General features: G+C 64.3%; 19 protein-coding genes. 1 reads left to right on the forward strand and 18 read right to left on the reverse strand.

The features are described 5' to 3' along the window. Window positions 1-26: 26 nt before the first annotated feature. Window positions 27-2642, forward strand: a complete 2616-nt coding sequence (locus ACFFF7_RS07390; protein WP_379480727.1) for a coiled-coil domain-containing protein — start codon at window positions 27-29, stop codon at window positions 2640-2642. Here the strand turns inward: ACFFF7_RS07390 and ACFFF7_RS07395 are convergent. The 18 genes from ACFFF7_RS07395 to ACFFF7_RS07480 are packed head-to-tail and all read right to left on the reverse strand — an operon-like array spanning window position 2639 to window position 20147. Further along, window positions 2639-2911 carry a DUF1467 family protein gene (locus ACFFF7_RS07395; protein WP_379480728.1) on the reverse strand — a complete coding sequence of 91 codons (273 nt, stop codon included), beginning with the start codon at window positions 2909-2911 and terminating at the stop codon, window positions 2639-2641. The genes ACFFF7_RS07390 and ACFFF7_RS07395 overlap by 4 nt on opposite strands. Window positions 2912-2916: 5 nt before the next feature. Next, on the reverse strand, window positions 2917-4551 hold the full coding sequence (locus tag ACFFF7_RS07400) for a ribonuclease J (protein ID WP_379480729.1): 1635 nt from the start codon (window positions 4549-4551) through the stop codon (window positions 2917-2919). Continuing rightward, window positions 4548-5330, reverse strand: coding sequence for a type III pantothenate kinase (locus ACFFF7_RS07405; RefSeq protein ID WP_379480730.1), 783 nt, complete (start codon window positions 5328-5330; stop codon window positions 4548-4550). The genes ACFFF7_RS07400 and ACFFF7_RS07405 overlap by 4 nt, the downstream gene beginning before the upstream one ends. Window positions 5331-5344: 14 nt before the next feature. Beyond that, the gene (locus ACFFF7_RS07410; protein WP_379480731.1) at window positions 5345-6055 is read right to left on the reverse strand and encodes a biotin--[acetyl-CoA-carboxylase] ligase; all 711 of its coding nucleotides are present in this window, start codon (window positions 6053-6055) and stop codon (window positions 5345-5347) included. Then, window positions 6052-7518, reverse strand: coding sequence for an NADH-quinone oxidoreductase subunit NuoN (nuoN, locus tag ACFFF7_RS07415; RefSeq protein ID WP_379480732.1), 1467 nt, complete (start codon window positions 7516-7518; stop codon window positions 6052-6054). Before nuoN ends, ACFFF7_RS07410 begins: the two co-directional genes overlap by 4 nt. Beyond that, complete coding sequence (locus ACFFF7_RS07420) at window positions 7518-9059, reverse strand: NADH-quinone oxidoreductase subunit M (RefSeq protein ID WP_379480733.1); 1542 nt, start codon at window positions 9057-9059, stop codon at window positions 7518-7520. The genes nuoN and ACFFF7_RS07420 overlap by 1 nt, the downstream gene beginning before the upstream one ends. Beyond that, window positions 9059-11077 carry an NADH-quinone oxidoreductase subunit L gene (gene nuoL / locus ACFFF7_RS07425; protein WP_379480734.1) on the reverse strand — a complete coding sequence of 673 codons (2019 nt, stop codon included), beginning with the start codon at window positions 11075-11077 and terminating at the stop codon, window positions 9059-9061. Before nuoL ends, ACFFF7_RS07420 begins: the two co-directional genes overlap by 1 nt. A 7-nt stretch (window positions 11078-11084) precedes the next feature. Continuing rightward, window positions 11085-11390: an NADH-quinone oxidoreductase subunit NuoK gene (nuoK, locus tag ACFFF7_RS07430; protein WP_296680862.1), complete on the reverse strand. Its 306-nt coding sequence runs from the start codon at window positions 11388-11390 to the stop codon at window positions 11085-11087. After that, window positions 11387-12004: an NADH-quinone oxidoreductase subunit J gene (locus ACFFF7_RS07435; protein WP_379480735.1), complete on the reverse strand. Its 618-nt coding sequence runs from the start codon at window positions 12002-12004 to the stop codon at window positions 11387-11389. Before ACFFF7_RS07435 ends, nuoK begins: the two co-directional genes overlap by 4 nt. Window positions 12005-12016: 12 nt before the next feature. After that, window positions 12017-12502 (reverse strand): NADH-quinone oxidoreductase subunit NuoI, encoded by a 486-nt coding sequence (nuoI, locus tag ACFFF7_RS07440; protein WP_379480736.1) that lies wholly within the window; start codon window positions 12500-12502, stop codon window positions 12017-12019. Further along, a complete protein-coding gene (gene nuoH, locus ACFFF7_RS07445; protein ID WP_379480737.1) occupies window positions 12499-13572 on the reverse strand; it encodes an NADH-quinone oxidoreductase subunit NuoH in 1074 nt (357 codons plus the stop codon). The genes nuoI and nuoH overlap by 4 nt, the downstream gene beginning before the upstream one ends. Then, window positions 13569-15584, reverse strand: coding sequence for an NADH-quinone oxidoreductase subunit NuoG (gene nuoG, locus ACFFF7_RS07450; protein WP_379480738.1), 2016 nt, complete (start codon window positions 15582-15584; stop codon window positions 13569-13571). Before nuoG ends, nuoH begins: the two co-directional genes overlap by 4 nt. Beyond that, a complete protein-coding gene (locus tag ACFFF7_RS07455) occupies window positions 15577-15798 on the reverse strand; it encodes a hypothetical protein (protein WP_379480739.1) in 222 nt (73 codons plus the stop codon). The genes nuoG and ACFFF7_RS07455 overlap by 8 nt, the downstream gene beginning before the upstream one ends. Before the next feature lie 47 nt (window positions 15799-15845). After that, window positions 15846-17129, reverse strand: coding sequence for an NADH-quinone oxidoreductase subunit NuoF (nuoF, locus tag ACFFF7_RS07460; RefSeq protein WP_379480740.1), 1284 nt, complete (start codon window positions 17127-17129; stop codon window positions 15846-15848). A 3-nt stretch (window positions 17130-17132) separates the two neighbouring features. Continuing rightward, window positions 17133-17801: an NADH-quinone oxidoreductase subunit NuoE gene (gene nuoE, locus ACFFF7_RS07465; protein ID WP_379480741.1), complete on the reverse strand. Its 669-nt coding sequence runs from the start codon at window positions 17799-17801 to the stop codon at window positions 17133-17135. Beyond that, the gene (locus tag ACFFF7_RS07470) at window positions 17801-18136 is read right to left on the reverse strand and encodes a nuclear transport factor 2 family protein (RefSeq protein WP_379480742.1); all 336 of its coding nucleotides are present in this window, start codon (window positions 18134-18136) and stop codon (window positions 17801-17803) included. Before ACFFF7_RS07470 ends, nuoE begins: the two co-directional genes overlap by 1 nt. Next, the gene (locus ACFFF7_RS07475; RefSeq protein ID WP_379480743.1) at window positions 18136-19347 is read right to left on the reverse strand and encodes an NADH-quinone oxidoreductase subunit D; all 1212 of its coding nucleotides are present in this window, start codon (window positions 19345-19347) and stop codon (window positions 18136-18138) included. Before ACFFF7_RS07475 ends, ACFFF7_RS07470 begins: the two co-directional genes overlap by 1 nt. Then, a complete protein-coding gene (locus ACFFF7_RS07480; protein WP_379480744.1) occupies window positions 19344-20147 on the reverse strand; it encodes an NADH-quinone oxidoreductase subunit C in 804 nt (267 codons plus the stop codon). The genes ACFFF7_RS07475 and ACFFF7_RS07480 overlap by 4 nt, the downstream gene beginning before the upstream one ends. Window positions 20148-20153 lie beyond the last annotated feature (6 nt).

A 20153-nucleotide genomic window follows, 5' to 3' on the forward strand; every position in this document is an offset into this window, starting at 1 on the left:
GCGGCACATCATGGTAAACTCGTGCCATGACCGGGGGATCGCGCATAGTCGCCATCGATGCCGGCGTGCCTGACGGTGCGCTGGTCGAGCCGCAACAGGACAGCCAGGACGACACCGTTCTTGTTGCCGAGGACGTGTGGGAAGAGGCTCCGCCGCCTCCCCGCCGCAGCACGATCGGGATCATCGCCGCGGTGCTGGCGGTGTCTGCAATCGCCGGTTGGTCCGCGTTGTTTTTCATCGTCAATCAGGCAGCGATGCTGGCCGGCGGCAGTGCGGCCGAATGGCTCGGCTGGATCCGCGACTGGTCGATGCCGGTTCTGCTGGTCGGGGTCGCCTGGCTGATTGCCATGCGCAACAGCCGGCGCGAAGCACAGCGCTTTGGTGAAACCGCGCAGTTGCTTGGCGCGGAATCCGCCCAGCTCGAACGCCGCCTGACGACCGTGAACAGCGAGTTGAGCCTCGCGCGTGAGTTTCTGGCCTCGCAAGCGCGCGATCTTGAGGCACTGGGCCGCCTCGCGACCGAGCGCCTGTCGCTCCATTCCGAGCAGCTTTCCAGTCTGATTCACGACAACGGCGCCCGGCTCGACACGATCGGGACGGTCAGCACCGCGGCCCTCGACAATATGGAGAAGCTGCGCGGGCAACTGCCGGTCATTGCCAGCGCCGCCAAGGACGTGACCAACAACATTGCCACGGCCGGGCGCACGGCCAAGGGTCAACTCGAAGAGATGGTCCAGGGCTTCAACCGGCTCAACCAGTTCGGGCAGGCCAGCGAACGCCAGGTCGCAGCGCTGCGCGAAATGGTCGATACCACTCTGGACGAATTCACAAAGCGGACCGATCAACTCGACGCCATTGCGACCGACCGCTTCGCAGCGCTGGGGAGCCGCAGCGAGGAATTCCGGACCCAGCTCGACGCAGACGAGGTGGCTGTGCTGGCCGCAATCCGTACCCGTGCCGCGGCGCTGAGCGAAGAACTGGCCGCCGTGCGCACGGATCTCGATAGCAATGAGGCCGAGAGCCTGAGCTCGCTGCGCTCGCGGCTTGGCGCGGTGCGCGATGAAAGCGCCGCGATCACCCGCGCTTTGCGCGATGGCGAGAGTGCCGCGACCGAAGCCTGGCGCGCGGCAATTGCCCGGCTTGAAGACGGGCTGCGCGAAGCAATTACCAAAGTCGGCGAAATCGACGAGAGGGCGATGGATTCTGCACGTCTGCGCCTGGCGACTCTGGCGACAGAGGCTGACGAGCTGGATTCGCGCATGGCTGAACGCGACACGCTGTTCTTCGCCGAGGTTGAAAAGCGCAGCACGGATTTCGACCTGCGCCACGAAACCTTTGCCGAACGCCTGCGCGAGCGTCTGGCCGCGCTGGATGCCGACATTGCCGCGCGGCAGCAGGCGCAGGACGCACATGCCCAGCGCCTTGCCCAGCAAACCGCGACCATGGCGGACCAGCTTGATCAGTTCGCCGCCCGAATGACCGAGATCGCGGCGCATGGCAGCGCGGCGGAAGCCGGATTGTCGACCAGTCTGACGACGCTTGCCGAGAAGCTGGCCGCAAGCCGAGACGCGCTGTCCGGTACAGGGGCAGAGATAACCGAACTGACCGACGGCAGTGTGCGCCTGCTCGAATTGATCCGCGCGAGCGTCGAGCACAGCAGCAGCGATCTTCCGGCCGCGATTGGCGTGGGTGAAGCGCGTCTGGCCGCCTTGGAAGAGCGCGCATTGGCCCTGCACAGCACCGTCGAACAGGCGGACAGTCACGGCGCCAGTTTGTCGGCGCATGTCCTCAAGAGCGCGGACGATCTCGACAGCACGATCGAACGGGTTGCGAAGTTCAATGCCGATATCGCGGCCAGCACCCGCCATCACTCTGACGGACTGGCCGAGCTGACGGGATCCCTGGATGCGGTGCGCAATCAGAGCGTCGCCGTGGCAGCCTTGGCGCAGGATCAACTTGCTGCCGCGATCGAACAGCTCAACACTGCTGCGCGCAATGCAGTGGCCGGCATCGAAGAGATGAGTGCCAAGGCCGTGTCCGACCTGGCGGAGCGGCTGGGCGAAGAAAGTGGTGCGGCCATCGACAAGGCCATGCGCGCCCGTGCTGCGGAGGCGGCAGGGCAGCTTGAACAGGCAGCCGCCCACGCCGCCGGGGTCAGCCGCGAGGCCGCGCTGCAGCTGCGCGATCAGTTGGCCAAGGTGAATGAGCTGGCGGGCAACCTTGAGCGCCGGGTGGCCCATGCCCGCAGCCGCGCCGAAGAGCAGGTCGACAACGACTTTGCCCGCCGGGTCGCGCTAATCAACGAATCGCTCAATTCAAACGCCATCGATATTTCCCGGGCGATGGATTCCGAGGTTTCGGACACGGCCTGGGCGGCCTATCTGAAGGGCGACCGCGGCATCTTCACCCGCCGCGCAGTCAAGCTTCTGGAAACGCCCGATGCAAAGGCCGTTGCCCAGCTCTATGAGGACGATCGCAGTTTCCGCGACAACGTCAGCCGCTACATTCACGATTTCGAAGCCATGCTTCGGCAACTGCTATCCACCCGGGACGGCCACGCCTTGGGGGTGACGCTGCTGTCTTCGGATATGGGCAAGCTCTATGTCGCGCTGGCGCAGTCGATCGAACGGTTGCGAAACTAAGCTTCGCGACCGGGGTAGAAGTCGAACAGCTCCATCCCGATCCAGCCATTGACGTAGTTCAGGTAATAGAGCCCGAACAACACCAGTGCGAGCAGGGTTGCACGCCGAGCGATGCGGGCCGGATCGAAGTTGGCCGGCGCGCTGTCGGCTTGCCCGGGGATCTTTGCGATGCCCGCCTCATCGTGCGTCCGCACGCCGAACGGCAGGATAATAAAGGCCGACAGCACCCAGAACAGCGCGTAGATCGCGATAATCGACGTCCATTTCATCGCTTCTAATACTCCGGCATGATGACGCGAACCTGCGGCTTCTTGCCAGACCAGCGCTGCGCCGCACGGCGCGCCGCAAGCCGCGCCGCTTCGGACACGGCTTCCCGGTCGTGGCGCTGACCGCCCTTGAGCCGAGACAGGGCCGCCGCGACATCTTCGCGGGCTTCGCCAAGAAAATCGTCCATGTCCTCGTCCAGCGGCAGTCCGATGGCTTCGACATGGGCCCGCCCCTTGCCATCCAGAATGACGACAACGAGACCGCTTTGCGCGAGGCGGCGGCGCATGACCTGCGCCTCGCCATTGGCAGGGGTGATGATGTCGCCGTCCAGCACGAGGCGACCCGCCCGCACTTCGCTGATCTTGCCAGGCTTGCCGGGCGCCAGACGAACCAGGTCGCCATTCTGCTGCACCACCGCCTTGGGAATTCCGCATTTGCGGCCAAGCCGCGCCTGTTCCGCCATGTGACGTACTTCGCCATGGACCGGCACCAGAATCTCGGGCCGGATCCAGCCATAAAGCGCTTCAAGCTCTGGCCGCCCGGGGTGCCCCGAAACGTGGATGTGGCTCTGCCGGTCGGTCACAATGGCAATGTTGCGCGCCGCCAGGCGGTTCTGGATCCGACCGATGGCGATCTCGTTGCCCGGGATCTGCCGGCTGGAAAACAGCACGACATCGCCGGATTCGAGCGCGATCGGATGGCTGTCCTCGGCTATCCGTGACAGCGCCGCGCGCGGCTCGCCTTGCCCGCCGGTGGCAAGGATCAGCACATCGCCACGCGGCAGGCCCATCGCGGTATCGAAATCGACGATCGGGGGCAGGTCCTGCAGATAACCGCAGTCCTGACCGGTCCGGATGATCCGGTCGAGCGAGCGGCCGGCAACGCAGAGCTGGCGCTTGGTCGCTCGCGCGACTTCACCCAGCGTTTGGAGCCGCGCCACGTTGGAGGCAAATGTGGTCACCACCACCCGCTTGCCGGTGTGCTTGGCAACTTCGGCGAGCAGGCCGTCGCGGACATCGCCTTCGGAGCCCGAAGGTTCGGGATTGAAGACGTTGGTCGAATCGCAGACCAGCGCCAGGACACCGCTATCACCGATCGCGGTCAGTTCCTGCGCGGTTGCTGGGGTACCGACCAGCGGCCGGTCATCCAGCTTCCAGTCACCGGTATGGAAGATTTTGCCGTAAGGCGTGTCGATCAGCAGCGCGTTGCCCTCGGCAATCGAATGCGCCAACGGGACATAGCGAATGCCGAACGGACCGATCTCAAACCGGTCGAGGTGATCGATCACGTTCAGTTCGACGCTGGCGGCATTTCCTGCTTCCGCAAGCTTGTTGGCAACAAGTTTGGCGGTGAACGGCGTTGCATAGAGCGGCACGCCCAGCTCTTCGGCGAAATAGGGCACGGCACCAATGTGATCTTCGTGGGCGTGGGTCAGCACGACGCCGAGCAGATCCTTGCGGTTCTGCTCGATGAAGTCGAGGTCGGCGAAAACCAGCTCGATGCCCGGATATTCGTTCGCACCAAAGGTCATGCCCAGATCGACCATCAGCCACTTACCCTGGCAGCCATAGAGATTGACGTTCATGCCAATCTCGCCCGATCCGCCCAGAGCGCAAAACAGCAGTTCGTCGCCAGGGGTCATGCCATGGTCCGATTGGCATAGAGCTGGGCAACGCCGCGCAGGGTCAGATCGGGTTCGACCCGGTCGAACAGATCGGCATGGGCCTGGAACAGCGGTGCCAGCCCGCCGGTGGCAATGACCTTCACCGGCCGGCCGATCTCCGCCTTCATCCGCGCGATCATTCCCTCGATCATCGAAACATAACCCCAATAGATGCCGATCTGCATCTGGCTGACCGTATCGCGGCCAATGACGCTGGTGCCGGGCGGCGGTTCAATCGCGATGCGTGGCAACATCGCCGCCGCGTTGTAGAGCGCGTCGAGCGACAGACTGACCCCGGTGGCGATGCTGCCACCCAGATAGGCGCCGTCTGCGCCGATATGATCGAAGGTGGTCGCCGTGCCGAAGCTGATGACGATCTTGTCCCCCGGTTCAAGCGCGTGGGCAGCGATGGCATTGACGGCGCGATCGGCACCCAGCGCGCGCGGTTCGTCCACCTTCAGCGCAATGCCCCATTCGACCGGGGCCCGTCCGCCGATCAGCGCTTCGGTGCCAAAGTACTTCTGCGACAGTTCCTGCAGGTTATGAATCGCGCGCGGGACCACCGAGGCAATCACCACGGCGCTGACGTCGCGCTTCGAATAACCCTCCATCTCAAGCAGCTGGACCAGCCACACCGCGTATTCATCGGCAGTGCGCTTGATATCGGTCGCAATGCGCCAGCGCTGGACGATCGCCCCGCTGTCATCGACCAGGGCGAACTTGACGTTGGTATTGCCGTTATCGACCGCAAGCAGCATGGCCGGGTTCCTTTTCAGGCGAGGCGTATTTCGCCCGCATGGATCGTGCGCGTCGTGCCGTCTGGCAGCCGCAGTTGCAAGGCTCCATCGTCGGCAAGCCCGGCGAATGTGCCTTTGGTGGGCGTTTCGCCCGGTTCTCCGACGCGCAGCGGTGTGCCTGGCGGATGGGCGGCGGCGAGCCAGCGCGCAATTAGCGGGGCAAGGCCGTAGCTCCGCCAGCGCCCCAGCTCCGTCGCTAGGTTGCCGGCAAGATTGCGCGCAAAAAGATCGCGGTCCGGAGCGGGACCGAAGGCTGACAAGGCAATAGTTGCGCGATCTGGCAGATCCGGCGCGGCGGCAAGGTTGACCCCCACGCCGACGATCACGCTGCGCCCGCTCGATTCGAGCAGAACGCCGGACAGCTTTGCGCCATCGATCATGACGTCGTTGGGCCATTTGAGCAGGGCGCGGCGCGGCGGCGGGACGAAATCGGCAATCGTCTCGATCACCGCCAGGCCGACCACCAAGGCCAGGCTCGGGGCCGGCGGATCGCCGGGGCCGAGGTGCACCACCGTCGAGCCCATGAAATTGCCCGATCCATCGAACCACGCCCGGCCCTGTCGACCCTTCCCGGCGTTCTGCCGGTCAACCACCAACCAGCGTCCCTCGGCCCAGCCCTCACCCGCCGCCAGACGCGCGGCGAGGTCGGCGTTGGTCGAACCGGTTTCGGGGATGAACTGGATCAAGCGCCCGGGAACAGGGTGGAAGCGGCGATGTTCGCAAGATTGCCAAGCCATTTGGTCAACAGGTAACCCAGCGGCGAGATGAACAGCGCGGCAACCAGCAGGATCGACTGGTGGACCCAGTCGCTCTTGCCCAGCGCCTTGCCGACCGGCTCGTCGAAATACATCACCTTGACGACCTTAAGGTAGTAGAACGCGCCGATCACGCTGGCGGCGATGCCGATCACCGCCAGCGGCAGCAGTCCGGCCTGAACCGCGGCCTGGAAGACCACGAACTTGCCCCAGAACCCGAACAGCGGCGGGATACCGGCCAGGCTGAACATGACCATGGCGAAGCAGGCGGCGAGCACCTTGCGCTCACGCGAGAGACCGGCGATGTCGGCCAGTGCTTCGATCTGGTTGCCGTCCTGGTCCTTGAGCATCAGCACCGCGACGAAACCGCCGACAGTCATGGCGACGTAGATCGCAAGATAGACCAGCATGGCTGACGCGCCAGCTGGTGTGGCCGCGGCGAGGCCGATCAGCAGGAAGCCGACGTTGTTGATCGAGGAATAGGCGAGCAGGCGCTTGAGGTTATTCTGGCCGATGGCGCCAAGGGCACCAACCACGATCGACATCAGCGAAACAACAATCACGATCTGCTGCCATGCGGCGGTCTGGCTGCCGAAAGCGCCAAGCGTAACGCGCATGGTCAGTGCCAGCGCCGCCACCTTGGGCGCCGAGGCGAAGAACAGTGTGACCGGGGTCGGCGCACCTTCGTAGACATCCGGGGTCCACATGTGGAACGGCACGGCACTGATCTTGAACGCGAGCCCGGCGAGGACAAAGACCACGCCGAACGTCGCGCCGGTCGACATGCCCCCACCCAGCGCGGCGGCGATCCCGGCGAAGCTGGTGGTGCCGGTGAAGCCATAGACCAGGCTCATCCCGAACAGCAGGATGCCGCTGGCCAGCGCACCAAGCACGAAATACTTGAGCCCCGCCTCGGCCGAACGCTGGTCGTTCTTGAGAAACGCGGCGAGCACATAAGCGGCGAGCGAGTTAAGTTCGAGCCCGACATAGAGCGTGAGCAGGTTGGTGGCCGAGACCATCATGCACATGCCGGCGACGGCAAAAAGTACCAGCACCGGGAATTCGGCGCGCATCGCCCGCGCCTTCTCGAAGAATGCCGGCGCAACCAGCAGGCTGGCACCCGCCGCGGCAAAGATCAGCAATTTGGCGAAGGCAGCGAAGGCATCGCCGGAATAGAGCCCGCCAAAGGCATCAGCCTCTGCCCCACGCAGGCCGCCGCACAGCGAGGGCGCGACCATGACACCGGCGACGAACAGCGCCAGCACCGACAGCCAGGTGACCGCACGGGCATCGCGCACGCCCTTCGACCAGGCAGCGCCGAGCAGCAGCACCAGACCGGTGACGCTCAACAATTCTTCAGGCGCAACCAGGCGCAGCGACTGGGACCAGTCCATCAGTGCGCCCCCTCATGCGCGGAATTCTCGTGTTCGGTGGCAACAGCGCCGGGCTTGGCGGCAGTCAGCCGCGCATCGCCCGCCGGCCTGGCCTGCGACAGCCGCGCATCGAGCGCGGCAATGTCCTGCCGCATCGGCTTCAGGAAGCTTTCGGGATAAACCCCCATCCACAGCACCGCGGCGGCGATCGGCGCCATCATCAGCCATTCGCGCAGATCGAGATCGGGCATGGCTGCGGCATCGGCATTTTTCTGCGTTCCGAAGATCACCCGGCGATAGAGATATAGCATATAGGCTGCCCCCAGGATAACCCCGGTGCCGCAGACCAGCGCGACCCAGCTCGACAACTGGTAGATCCCGGCCAGCGCCAGGAATTCGCCAACGAAGCCGCTGGTCCCCGGCAGGCCGACCGATGCCATGGTGAACAGCATGAAGAACAGCGCATACTTCGGCATGTTGATCGCCAGTCCGCCGTAGCGGTCGATCTCGCGGGTGTGGAGCCGGTCGTAGATCACTCCGACCGCGAGGAATAGCGCGCCCGATACCAGGCCGTGGCTGAGCATGACGATCATCGCGCCTTCCAGACCTTGGACGTTGAAGGCAAACAGCCCGATCGTCACGATCGCCATGTGCGCGACCGAGGAATAGGCGATGAGCTTCTTCATGTCGTGCTGGACCAGAGCGATCAGGCTGGTGGCGATCACCGCGATCATCGACAGCGCGAAGATCAGCGGGGCAAACTGGGCGCTCGCTTCCGGGAACATCGGCAGCGAGAAGCGGATGAAGCCATAGCCGCCCATCTTGAGCAGCACCCCAGCCAGGATCACCGAACCAGCGGTCGGCGCCTGGACGTGGGCATCGGGCAGCCAGGTGTGGACCGGCCACATCGGCATCTTGACCGCGAAGCTGGCGAAGAAGGCCAGCCACAGCCACTTCTGCGCCCCGACCGGGAAGTCATAGGCCATCAGTGTCGGAATGTCGGTCGTCCCGGCCTCGTTCACCATCCACAGCATCGCGATCAGCATCAGCACCGAGCCGAGCAGGGTGTAGAGGAAGAACTTGTAGCTGGCATAGATCCGGTCCGCCCCGCCCCAGATACCGATGATCAGGTACATCGGGATCAGACCGGCTTCGAACATGATGTAGAACAGGAACAGGTCCTGCGCGGTGAACACGCCGATCATCAGAGTTTCCATCAGCAGGAATGCCGCCATGTATTCGCCGACGCGCTTCTCGATCGACAGCCACGAGGCGCCGATGCAAACCGGCATCAGGAACACGGAAAGCTCGATCAGCAGCAAGGCGATCCCGTCGATGCCCAGCTTCCAAGAGAAGCCCGCGAACAGCGCGACGTTCTCGGTAAACTGCCACTGCGCCCCGCCGACTTCGTAATTGCACCACAGCACGACGCCGAGCGCGAAGTTGATCAGGGTTGCCAACAGCGCGATCCAGCGCGCTGCCTTGGCCTCGACCAACAGGCACGCGATGGCCGCGACCAGCGGCACGCCGAGCATCAGCGAAAGGATGGGAAAGCCCGCCATTAGTGCACCATCACCCAGCTGATCGCCGCAGTCAGGCCCAGCAGCATGACCAGCGCATATGTGTAGAGATAGCCCGACTGGAAGCGCTGCGCGAAGCGGCTGCCCTGCGCCACGGCCCAGGCTGCGCCGTTCGGCCCGAAGCGGTCGATGACGCCGATGTCGCCCCATTTCCAGAACTTCTGCCCCAGCCAGAATGCCGGTTTAACGAAGATCCGATCATACAGCTCGTCAAAGTACCACTTGTTGTAGACGAAGCGATAGAGCCCGCCGAGCTGCGTCGCGACCTGCGCCGGCAATTCGGGCCTGCGAATGTAGAACTGGTACGCGGTCAGGAAGCCCGCAAGCATCACCACGAAAGGCGCCCACTTAACCCAGGTCGGCACGCCGTGCATGTGGTGGATCAGCTCTTCGCTGAAGGCCACGCTGCCCTTCCAGAAATGGCCCGCGCCTTCGCTGATGAAGGCGTGGTGGAAGGCAAAGCCGGCCAGCACCGCCCCGGTCGACAGCAACACCAGCGGAACCAGCATGTTGAGCGGGCTTTCGTGCGGATGATATCCCGCGGTGCCGTCGTCGTGATGGCCGTGCGCGTGGCTGTCGTGGCCATGATGATCGCCGTGCACCGCGTGCTGAATGTGCTCGGATCCGGCCCAGCGCGGTTTGCCATAGAAGGTCAGGAAGACCAAGCGCCACGAATAGAAGCTGGTCAGCAACGCCGCGAAAATGCCCATGTAGAAGCCGAAGCGGCCGCTCTCGCTGGCCGAGGCATAGGCCGCCTCGAGGATGGAGTCCTTCGAATAGAACCCGGCGAAACCGAACACGTCGACGATCCCGACCCCGGTGATCGCCAGGGTGCCTGCCATCATCGCCCAGAAGGTCCAGGGGATCTGCTTCCTGAGCCCGCCGTAGAAACGCATGTCCTGCTCGTGGTGCATGGCGTGGATTACGCTGCCTGCACCCAGGAACAGCAGCGCCTTGAAGAAGGCGTGCGTGAACAGATGGAACATCGCCGCGCCGGGCGCACCGACGCCCGCGGCGACGAACATGTAACCCAGCTGGCTGCAGGTCGAATAGGCGATGACCCGCTTGATGTCCCACTGGGTGGTACCGATCGTCGCGGCGAAGAACAGCGTCGCCGCGCCAACGCAGGTGACCACCGCCATCGCCGCCGGGCTGGCGGCGAACATCGGCGACAGGCGGCAGACCATGAAGACCCCGGCGGTGACCATCGTCGCGGCGTGGATCAGCGCCGACACCGGGGTCGGGCCTTCCATCGCGTCGGGCAGCCAGGTGTGCAGCCCAAGCTGCGCCGACTTGCCCATCGCGCCGATGAACAGCAGCACGCACAGGATCGTCATCGTGTCCCACTGCATGCCGAGGAAATGGATCGTCGATCCGGCCATGCCGGGGGCGCGGACCAGGATTTCTGGGATCGAAACGGTGTTGAACACCAGGAACGTGCCGAAAATGCCGAGCATGAAACCAAGGTCGCCAACGCGGTTGACCACGAAGGCCTTGATCGCGGCGGCGCTGGCGCTGGGCTTCCTGAACCAGAACCCGATCAGCAGGTACGAGGCGAGGCCGACCCCTTCCCAGCCAAAGAACATCTGGACCAGGTTGTCGGCGGTCACCAGCATCAGCATGGCGAAAGTAAACAGCGACAGGTAGGCGAAGAACCGCGGCTGATCCGGATCCTCGGCCATGTAGCCCCACGAATAGAGGTGGACCAGCGCCGAGACCGAAGTCACCACCACCAGCATCACCGCAGTCAGCGTATCGACCCGCAGCGCCCAGTCGAAGGTCAGCGCGCCCGACTGCACCCAGTGCAGCACCGGCACCACGTGCGGCTCGGCGTGGCCGCCAAGGAAGCCCAGAAAGATCGGCCAGCTGAGCGCGCAGGCGATGAACAACGCGCCGGTGGTCACGCTCTTTGCCGCGACATTGCCGAGCGCGCGGTTGCCCAGTCCGGCGACGATCGCGGCCAGCAGCGGCAGGAAAACGATGAAGAGGATCGGATCCACTGGTACCTTACCCCTTCAGGTTGTGGACGTCGTCGACCGCGATGGTGCCGCGATCACGGAAATAGATGACCAGGATGGCCAGCCCGACAGCCGCCTCGCCCGCCGCCACGGTCAGCACGAACATGGCGAAAATCTGCCCGGTCAGGTCGTGCAGATAGCTGGAAAAGGCCACCAGGTTGATGTTGACCGCCAGCAGGATCAGCTCGATTGCCATCAGGATGATGATGACGTTCTTGCGGTTGAGGAAGATCCCCAGCACCCCCAGCACGAACAGGATCGAGCTGACGGTGACGTAATGGCCGATACCGATCACAGCACTACCCCCTTGCCCACTTCGGGACTGGCGTTGACCGTCGCTTCGCCCGGACGGCGGGCGATCTGGCGGCCGATGTTCTGGCCGCGCACGCCTGCGCGCTGACGGTGGGTCAGCACGATCGCGCCGACCATGGCGACCAGCAGCAGCACGCCGGCCGCTTCGAACAGGAACAGGTATTTGCTGTAGAGCAGCATCCCGATCGCCTCGATATTGCTGGCCGCAGCGTCTGTGGGAGCGGAGCCATCGGCCACGCCAAGCTTGATCCCACCCACGCTCCACGCACCGATGCCGATGCCCATTTCTGCGAGCAGCACTACGGCGAGCAGCAGGCCGAGCGGGAAATTGCGGATGAAGCCGGCGCGCAGCTGGGCAAAATCGATGTCGAGCATCATCACCACGAACAGGAACAGCACCGCGACCGCGCCGACGTAGACGATGACCAGCAGCATCGCGATGAACTCTGCCCCAACCAGTACCATCAGCCCGGCCGCGTTGAAGAAGGCGACGATCAGCCACAGCACCGAGTGGACCGGATTGCGGGCCAGGATAGTGCAGGCGCCGGCCAGTACCGTCAAAGCGGCGAAGAGGTAGAAGGCAAGAACCGTGATCATGCTGGCGCGCCCCTAACGATACGGCGCATCGGCTTCAAGGTTCGCGGCCAGTGCCCGCTCCCACTTGTCCCCGTTCGCCAGCAGCTTGGCCTTGTCGTAAAGCAATTCCTCGCGCGTTTCGGTCGCGTATTCGAAGTTCGGCCCCTCGACGATGGCATCGACCGGGCAGGCTTCCTGGCAGAAGCCGCAGTAGATGCACTTGGTCATGTCGATGTCATAGCGCGTGGTGCGGCGGCTGCCGTCGTCGCGCGGTTCGGCCTCGATCGTGATCGCCTGGGCCGGGCAAACCGCCTCGCACAGCTTGCAGGCGATGCAGCGTTCCTCGCCGTTGGGATAACGGCGCAGCGCATGCTCGCCGCGGAAGCGCGGGCTCAGCGGGTTCTTTTCGAACGGATAGTTGATCGTCGCCTTGGGCTTGAAGAAGTACTTCAAGGTCAGCCAATGCGCCTTCACGAACTCCCACAGGGTGAAGCTCTTGATGAGCTGCCCGACCGTCATATGCCGTACCTCGTGAACATTAGCCACCCGCTGACCAGCACCACGAACAACAGCGATACCGGCAGGAACACTTTCCAGCCCAGCCGCATCAGCTGGTCATAGCGATAGCGCGGGACCGTGGCCTTGACCCAGGAGAAGATGAAAAAGAAGAAGAAGATCTTGGCGAACAGCCACAGCCAGCCGGGAATCCAGTAGAGCGGCGCCCACTCGACCGGGGGCAGCCACCCGCCCCAGAACAGCGTGGCGTTGAGCGCGCACATCAAGAGGACGTTGGCGTATTCGCCGAGCCAGTACAGCGCAAAGCTCATGCTCGAATATTCGGTCTGGTACCCGGCGACGAGCTCGCTCTCGGCCTCGGTCAGGTCGAACGGGGCGCGGGCGGTTTCGGCCATGCCCGAAATCAGGAACATCACCCACATCGGGAACAGCAGCGGGTTGAAGACGAAGCCGTTGAGCGGGCCGACATGATTCTGCTGGGCGTGGACGATGGTGTTGAGATTGAACGACCCGGCCCACATCACCACGCAGATCAGGATGAACCCGATCGACACTTCGTAGGAGATCATCTGCGCAGAGGCGCGCATCGCCGAGAAGAACGGATACTTCGAGTTCGAGGCCCACCCGGCGATGATCACGCCGTAGACGCCGAGCGAGGAGATCGCGAGGACGTAGAGCAGCCCGACGTTGATATCCGCCAGCACGGCGCCAGAATTGAACGGGATCACCGCCCAGGCCATCAGCGCGACGGTGAAGGTGATGATCGGCGCGATCAGGAACAGGCCCTTGTTCGCCGCCGAAGGGACAATGGTTTCCTGCAGGAACACCTTGAGCCCGTCGGCGAAGGACTGCAGCAGCCCCCACGGCCCGACCACGTTGGGCCCGCGCCGCAGCGCCATCGCCGCCCAGATCTTGCGGTCGGCATAGATGATCATCGCCACGGCCAGCATCAGCGGCAGGGCGATGAGGAGGATGCCAAGGATCGTGGCAATGAACCAGGCAGCTTCGTAAGACATGGTTACATGCCAAGCCTGCATTCCGAACAAGTGGAAGCTTTGGAAGAACTCGGTCATTCCGCGGCCTCCGCGAAGGGCTCACCGTGGAGCAGCTCGGCCGAGCAGCGCTGCATCGTTTCGCTGGCGCGGGCGATGGCGTTGGTGAGGTAGAAATCCTTGATCGGATAGGCCTCGATCAAACCCTTGGCCCCGGCCTTGCCTTTCGGTAGCGCGCCGTAGTCGGCTAGGCCTTCGCGCCCCAGCGCGGGGACGGCCTTGGCCATCGCGGCGCGGAGCTGGTCGAAGCTGTCGAAGCCGACCGAGACGCCAAGTGCGTCGGCCATGGCGCGCAGGATCGTCCAGTCCTCGCGCGCGTCACCGGGGGCGAAGACCGCCTTGTCGGCGAACTGCACCCGGCCTTCGGTGTTGACGTAGGTCCCGGGCTTCTCGCTGAAGGCGGCCGCCGGAAGCACGACATCGGCGGCATGCGCGCCCTTGTCGCCGTGGTGGCCGATATAGACGATCATCGAATCGGCGAACCTGGTGTAGTCCACCTCGTCCGCGCCGAGCGAGATCAGCATCTTCGGCTTGGCGGCAACCAGATCGGCGATCCCGCCCTTCTGCGCATAGCCGAGCATCAGCCCGCCCATCCGCGCTGCCGCCATGTGCAGCACGTTGAAGCCGTTCCAGGTGCCGTTGTCCGTTGGGCGGACCAGCTTGTTGGCCGCCGCGAAGGCGAGGCATGCATCGAGCGCGCCCTTGCCCAGCCCTGCCCCGCCGAGGATCAGCGCCGGACGCTCGGCGTTCTTGAACGCGTCGACCGCGTCCTTGGGCAGCTTGCCCAGGACCGAAAGGTCGTTGGCAAGGAAGGTCGCCGGGAAGGTGGTTTCCCACTCTGGCCCGACGATGAACACCTTGCCGCCGCGCTTGGCGATCTTGCGCAGGCGGGGATTGAGCACCGCGCCTTCCCAGCGGACATGGCTGCCGACGATCAGCAATGCATCGGCTTCCTCGATCCCGGCCAGGCCCGAATTGAAGTTGACCGCGGCGAGGTTCGAGCAGTCATAATCGAGCCCGGTCTGGCGCCCTTCGAGCAGGCTGGAGCCCAGGGCCCCGGCCAGCGCCTTGGCGGCGAACATCGTCTCGCAATCGACCAGGTCGCCAGCCACGACAGCCACCGACTTGCCCGGCTTGATCCTGGCCACGGCGGCAAAGGCCTCTTCCCAGCTTGCGGCAACGAGCTTGCCATCGCGCCGCAGCCACGGCTTGTCGAGGCGGCGGCGGGTCAGTCCGTCGACCATGTAGCGGCCCTTGTCGGACAGCCATTCCTCGTTCACGTCGTCGTTGATCCGCGGCAGGATGCGCAGCACCTCGCGCCCGCGGCTGTCGAGCCGCACGTTCGAGCCGAGCGCGTCGGAAACGTCGATCGACAGCGTCTTCTTGAGTTCCCACGGACGCGCTTCGAAGGCGTAAGGCCCGCTGGTCAGCGCGCCGACCGGGCACAGGTCGATCACGTTGGCCGACAGTTCGTGCCTGGCGGCCTTTTCCAGATAGGTGGTGATCTGCATGTTCTCGCCGCGATAGAGCGCGCCGATCTCGTCCACCCCGGCCACTTCCTCGCTGAAGCGCACGCAGCGGGTGCACTGGATGCACCGCGTCATCGTGGTCTTGATCAGCGGGCCCATGTACTTCTCGGTCACCGCGCGCTTGGGCTCGTGATAGCGTGATTTGCCGCGGCCATAGGCGACCGACTGGTCCTGCAGGTCGCACTCGCCGCCCTGGTCGCAGATCGGGCAATCGAGCGGGTGGTTGATCAGGAGAAACTCCATCACCCCCTCGCGCGCCGCCTTGACCATCGCGGAGTCGGTCTTGATCACCTGGCCCTCGGTGGCGGGCAGCGCGCACGATGCCTGCGGCTTGGGCGGCCCGGGGGCAACCTCGACCAGGCACATCCGGCAATTGCCGGCGATGCTTAGCCGCTCGTGGTAGCAGAACCGCGGGATTTCCTTCCCCGCCAGCTCGCACGCCTGCAGCACGGTCGCGCCCTGCGGAACCTCGAGTTCGATGCCGTCTACGGTGACTTTAGGCATGCCCGCCCTCCAAATTATGGCGAAGCAGCCATTTGATGTCAGCGAGGTATTGAATCACTTGAGCTAGGCCCGCCAGCATCAAGAAGGGCAGAAAGATCATAATATAGTCGTGCAGAAGAGCTGCAAAGTATTGCAAGCCGGTCAAATCTTCTTCTCCAAACAGTCGGATTGCGCCGGGAGAAAAAAACGAGTTTGTCGCACCAAATGCTGCCACTACGTATAGGGCCAATGCAAGAGTTGAACGAGGTGTGCCGCGAGAGTTCACTCTGCCGCCTCCCGCACGTGCTGGGCGATCCGGCGTTCCAGCTCAGGCCGAAAGTGCTTGATCAGGCCCTGGATCGGCCAGGCGGCGGCGTCGCCGAGGGCGCAGATGGTGTGGCCTTCGACCTGCTTGGTGACCTGCTGGAGCATGTCGATTTCCGCGGGCTCAGCATCGCCGGTGCGCAGGCGTTCCATCACCCGGTACATCCACCCGGTGCCCTCACGGCACGGCGTGCACTGGCCGCAGCTTTCATGCATGTAGAAGTGTGACAGGCGGCTGATCGCGCGGACGATGTCGGTCGACTTGTCCATGACGATCACCGCCGCTGTGCCAAGGCCCGAGCCGACCGCCTTGAGCCCGTCGAAGTCCATCGGCGCGTCCCAGATTTCGGCCGCCGGAACGAGCGGAACCGAGGAGCCGCCGGGGATCACCGCCAGCAGGTTGTCACGCCCGCCGGTGATGCCGCCGCAGTGCTTCTCGATCAGTTCCGAGAAGGGAATGCTCATCGCTTCCTCGACCACGCAGGGTTTGTTCACGTGCCCGCTGATCTGGAACAGCTTGGTGCCCTTGTTGTTCTCGCGCCCGAAGGATGAGAACCACGCCGCGCCGCGGCGCAGGATCGTGGGGGCAACCGCGATCGATTCGACGTTGTTAACCGTGGTCGGGCAGCCATAGAGCCCCGCGCCGGCCGGGAACGGCGGCTTCAGCCGCGGCTGGCCCTTCTTGCCTTCCAGGCTTTCGATCATCGCGGTTTCTTCACCGCAGATGTAGGCGCCCGCGCCGCGGTGGACGAAGACGTCGAAGTCATAACCCGACTTGGCCGCGTTCTTGCCCAGCAGCCCGGCGGCATACGCCTCGGCCACGGCCGCTTCGAGCACCTCGGCCTCGCGGATGTATTCGCCGCGGATGTAGATGTAGGCAGCGCGCGCGCGCATCGCGTAGCCGGCGACCAGCGCGCCTTCGATCAGCTTGTGCGGATCGTGGCGGATGATCTCGCGGTCCTTGCAGCTGCCCGGTTCGCTCTCGTCGGCGTTGATCACCAAGAAGCTGGGACGGCCGTCCTTCGATTCCTTGGGCATGAACGACCACTTGAGGCCGGTCGGGAAACCGGCCCCTCCGCGCCCGCGCAGGCCAGAGGCCTTGATCTCGTCGATGATCGCGTCCTGCCCGCGGGCCATCAGCGCCTTGGTGTTATCCCAATCGCCCCGGGCCTGCGCGGCCTTCAGGGTCCATGGCTGGTAGCCGTAGAGGTTGGTGAAGATCCGGTCCTTATCGGCGAGCATGGCTTACCATTCCTTCCGATAATCGTGGTTGGTCTTGACCATCTGCTTCAGCGTGGTCGGCCCGCCGAGCGGTTCGACGGTGTGGCGCCCCGGATCCTGGGTGCCTTCCTTGGGCGTCTTGCCAGCGGCCAGCGCATCAAGCACCGCGTCGAAGCGTTCGACCGTCAGATCCTCGTAGTTGCCGTCGTTGATCTGGACCATCGGCGCGCTCGAGCAGTTGCCCATGCATTCAACCTCGGTCAGGGTCCACAGCCCGTCGTCGGTGGTGTGGCCCTTGTGCATCCCGCGCTTCTTGCAGGCGGCAAGGATGTCGTCCGACCCGCGCAGCATGCACGGCGTGGTGCCGCAGACCTGGACGTGGAACCGGCCCACCGGGACCAGGTTGTACATGGTGTAGAAGCTGGCGACCTCGACCACGCGGATTATCGGCATGTCAAGGTACCTGGCGACATATTCCATCACCGGGATCGGCAGCCAGCCTTGTGTGCCGGTTTCCTCACCGACCTGGCGCTGGGCAAAGTCGAGCAGCGCCATCACCGCCGAACGCTGCCGGCCTTCGGGATACTTGGCGATCGCGGTCCTGGCCTTGGCCTCCCAGGCCTTGGAAAAGGCAAAGCCGCCCCACCGCGCGCGCAGCTCCGGGGTATCGGGTTCGAGATGACGGTCAGCCATTAGCGGACGAACTCCACGCGAGAGCACTTGTCGCCCTCGAACGAGTAGATGGACAGGACTTCGAAGGGCTCCGAAGCGTTGGAACGCCAGACCTTTTCGTGCAGCGCGGCATAGTCACCGAGGTGGTAGCCCGTTACGATTTCGGCGCGATTCTCCGGGAACTCGGCGAACATCGCTTTGAGGCCGGCGCGAACACCTTCCCTGCCCTCACGCAACACTGCACCGCGATAACCGGCCTCGCAGGCATCGTCGGTCATCAGCGCGACATAGGCGTCGGCGTCCTGTGCGTTGTAATGCGCGATCATCTGGGTAGCGATCTGGAGGCGATACGGCATTACCGGTCACACTCCCCGAACACCACGTCGATCGCGCCGAGGATGGCGGTCGCGTCGGGCAGCATGTGGCCCTTGCACATGAAGTCCATCGCCTGGAGGTGGCTGAACGCCGTCGGGCGGATCTTGCAGCGGTAGGGCTTGTTGCTGCCGTCGCTGACCAGATAGACGCCGAATTCGCCCTTGGGGCTTTCGGTGGCGACATAGACTTCGCCGGCGGGCACGTGGAAGCCCTCGGTGTAGAGCTTGAAGTGATGGATCAGGCTTTCCATCGAGCTTTTCATCTCGGCGCGCTTGGGCGGGACCACCTTGCGGTCGTCCGAAGCGATCGGCCCTTGCGGCATTTCAGCGATGCACTGGCGGATGATGCGGGCCGACTGGCGCACTTCCTCGACCCGGACCATGAAGCGGTCATAGCAGTCGCTGCGGGTGCCGACCGGGATCGCGAAGTCCATCCGGTCATAGACGTCGTAGGGCTGGCTCTTGCGCAGGTCCCACGGCACGCCGGCGGCGCGGATCATCGGGCCGGAGAAGCCCCACCTGATAGCGTCCTCCTTGCTGACGAGGGCGATGTCGACGTTGCGCTGTTTGAAGATGCGGTTGTCGATCACCAGGCTCATCGCGTCTTCGAACAGCGGCTTGAGCCGGCTGTCGAGCCAGGCGTCGATATCATCGAGCAGTTGCTGCGGCACGTCCTGATGGACCCCGCCGGGGCGGAACCAGGCCGAGTGCATCCGCGCGCCCGAGGCGCGTTCGAAGAAGTTGAGGCAATCCTCGCGGATCTCGAACAGCCACAGGTTCGGCGTCATCGCGCCGACATCCATCACGTGCGACCCCATGTTGAGCATGTGGTTGCAGATGCGGGTCAGCTCGGCGAACAGCACCCGCAAGTACTGCGCGCGCAGCGGCACTTCGAGATTGAGCAGCTTTTCGATCGCGAGGACGTAGCTGTGCTCCATCGCCAAGGGGCTGCAATAGTCGAGCCGGTCGAAATAGGGTAGCGCCTGGAGGTAGGTCTTGTGCTCGATCAGCTTTTCAGTGCCGCGGTGGAGCAGCCCGACGTGGCAGTCGACCCGTTCGATCAGCTCGCCGTCCAGCTCCAGCACCATGCGCAGCACGCCATGCGCCGCGGGGTGCTGCGGGCCGAAGTTGATCGTGTAGTTGGAAATGACCTCGTCACCGGTGGTCGGCGACTGTTCGAGAGTGAAGCTCACGCCTTGTCTCCCTTCTTCGGTCGGCTGCTGGTCTTCTTCGGTGCGCCCGGTTCGATCTTGGCCGTTGCAGTGACCGCCGGTGCGCCATCGGATTTCTTGTCTGCCGCGGCATCATTGGCCTTGGTGCCAGCGCCGGTCTGCGCCGGGGTCGCAGTTGCCGTCGGCGTCGGCGCAGCGGTCGTGGGCGTAGCTTTCTCGTCGCCAGGCAGGACGTAGTCGGCACCTTCCCACGGGCTCATGAAGTCGAACTGGCGCAGGTCCTGGGCCAGCTTGACCGGCTCATAGACTACGCGCTGGTCTTCTTCGGAATAGCGCAGCTCGACATAGCCGGTCAGCGGGAAGTCCTTGCGGAAGGGATGCCCTTCGAAGCCGTAGTCGGTCAGGATCCGGCGCAGGTCGGTGTTGCCTTCGAAGATCACGCCGTACATGTCGAACACTTCGCGTTCGAGCCACCCGGCGTTGGGCCACAGGTGGGTGACGGTCGGCACCGGGGTGCTTTCGCTGGCGGTGACCTTGACGATAAGGCGGTGATTGCGGGTCACCGAGAGCAGCATGTAGACCACGTCGAAACGTTCGGGCCGCGAGGGATAGTCGGCCCCGGCGATCTCCATCAGCTGCTGGTATTCATGCGTCTCGCGCAGCGCCGCGAGGCATTCGCCGATGCTGTCACGGGCGACGGTGAGGATCACCTCGCCATGCTCTTCGCGGGCCGACAGCAGCTTGCCGCCCAGCGTCTGGGTGACAGCCGTGACCACCCCCTCGTTCGAGGCCATGCGCGGGGCGGAATGGACTACGCTCATACCGCC

Source organism: Novosphingobium aquiterrae (genome assembly GCF_042434435.1).
Classification (GTDB): domain Bacteria; phylum Pseudomonadota; class Alphaproteobacteria; order Sphingomonadales; family Sphingomonadaceae; genus Novosphingobium; species Novosphingobium aquiterrae.

Excerpts from the sequence above, each read along its gene's own strand:
- ACFFF7_RS07390 (WP_379480727.1), top strand. The coding sequence starts at position 27 with ATGACCGGGGGATCGCGCATAGTCGCCATCGATGCCGGCGTGCCTGAC.
- ACFFF7_RS07395 (WP_379480728.1), bottom strand. The coding sequence starts at position 2,911 with ATGAAATGGACGTCGATTATCGCGATCTACGCGCTGTTCTGGGTGCTG.
- ACFFF7_RS07400 (WP_379480729.1), bottom strand. The coding sequence starts at position 4,551 with ATGACCCCTGGCGACGAACTGCTGTTTTGCGCTCTGGGCGGATCGGGC.
- ACFFF7_RS07405 (WP_379480730.1), bottom strand. The coding sequence starts at position 5,330 with ATGCTGCTTGCGGTCGATAACGGCAATACCAACGTCAAGTTCGCCCTG.
- nuoN (WP_379480732.1), bottom strand. The coding sequence starts at position 7,518 with ATGGACTGGTCCCAGTCGCTGCGCCTGGTTGCGCCTGAAGAATTGTTG.
- ACFFF7_RS07420 (WP_379480733.1), bottom strand. The coding sequence starts at position 9,059 with ATGGCGGGCTTTCCCATCCTTTCGCTGATGCTCGGCGTGCCGCTGGTC.
- ACFFF7_RS07435 (WP_379480735.1), bottom strand. The coding sequence starts at position 12,004 with ATGATCACGGTTCTTGCCTTCTACCTCTTCGCCGCTTTGACGGTACTG.
- nuoI (WP_379480736.1), bottom strand. The coding sequence starts at position 12,502 with ATGACGGTCGGGCAGCTCATCAAGAGCTTCACCCTGTGGGAGTTCGTG.
- nuoH (WP_379480737.1), bottom strand. The coding sequence starts at position 13,572 with ATGACCGAGTTCTTCCAAAGCTTCCACTTGTTCGGAATGCAGGCTTGG.
- nuoG (WP_379480738.1), bottom strand. The coding sequence starts at position 15,584 with ATGCCTAAAGTCACCGTAGACGGCATCGAACTCGAGGTTCCGCAGGGC.
- nuoF (WP_379480740.1), bottom strand. The coding sequence starts at position 17,129 with ATGCTCGCCGATAAGGACCGGATCTTCACCAACCTCTACGGCTACCAG.
- nuoE (WP_379480741.1), bottom strand. The coding sequence starts at position 17,801 with ATGGCTGACCGTCATCTCGAACCCGATACCCCGGAGCTGCGCGCGCGG.
- ACFFF7_RS07470 (WP_379480742.1), bottom strand. The coding sequence starts at position 18,136 with ATGCCGTATCGCCTCCAGATCGCTACCCAGATGATCGCGCATTACAAC.
- ACFFF7_RS07480 (WP_379480744.1), bottom strand. The coding sequence starts at position 20,147 with ATGAGCGTAGTCCATTCCGCCCCGCGCATGGCCTCGAACGAGGGGGTG.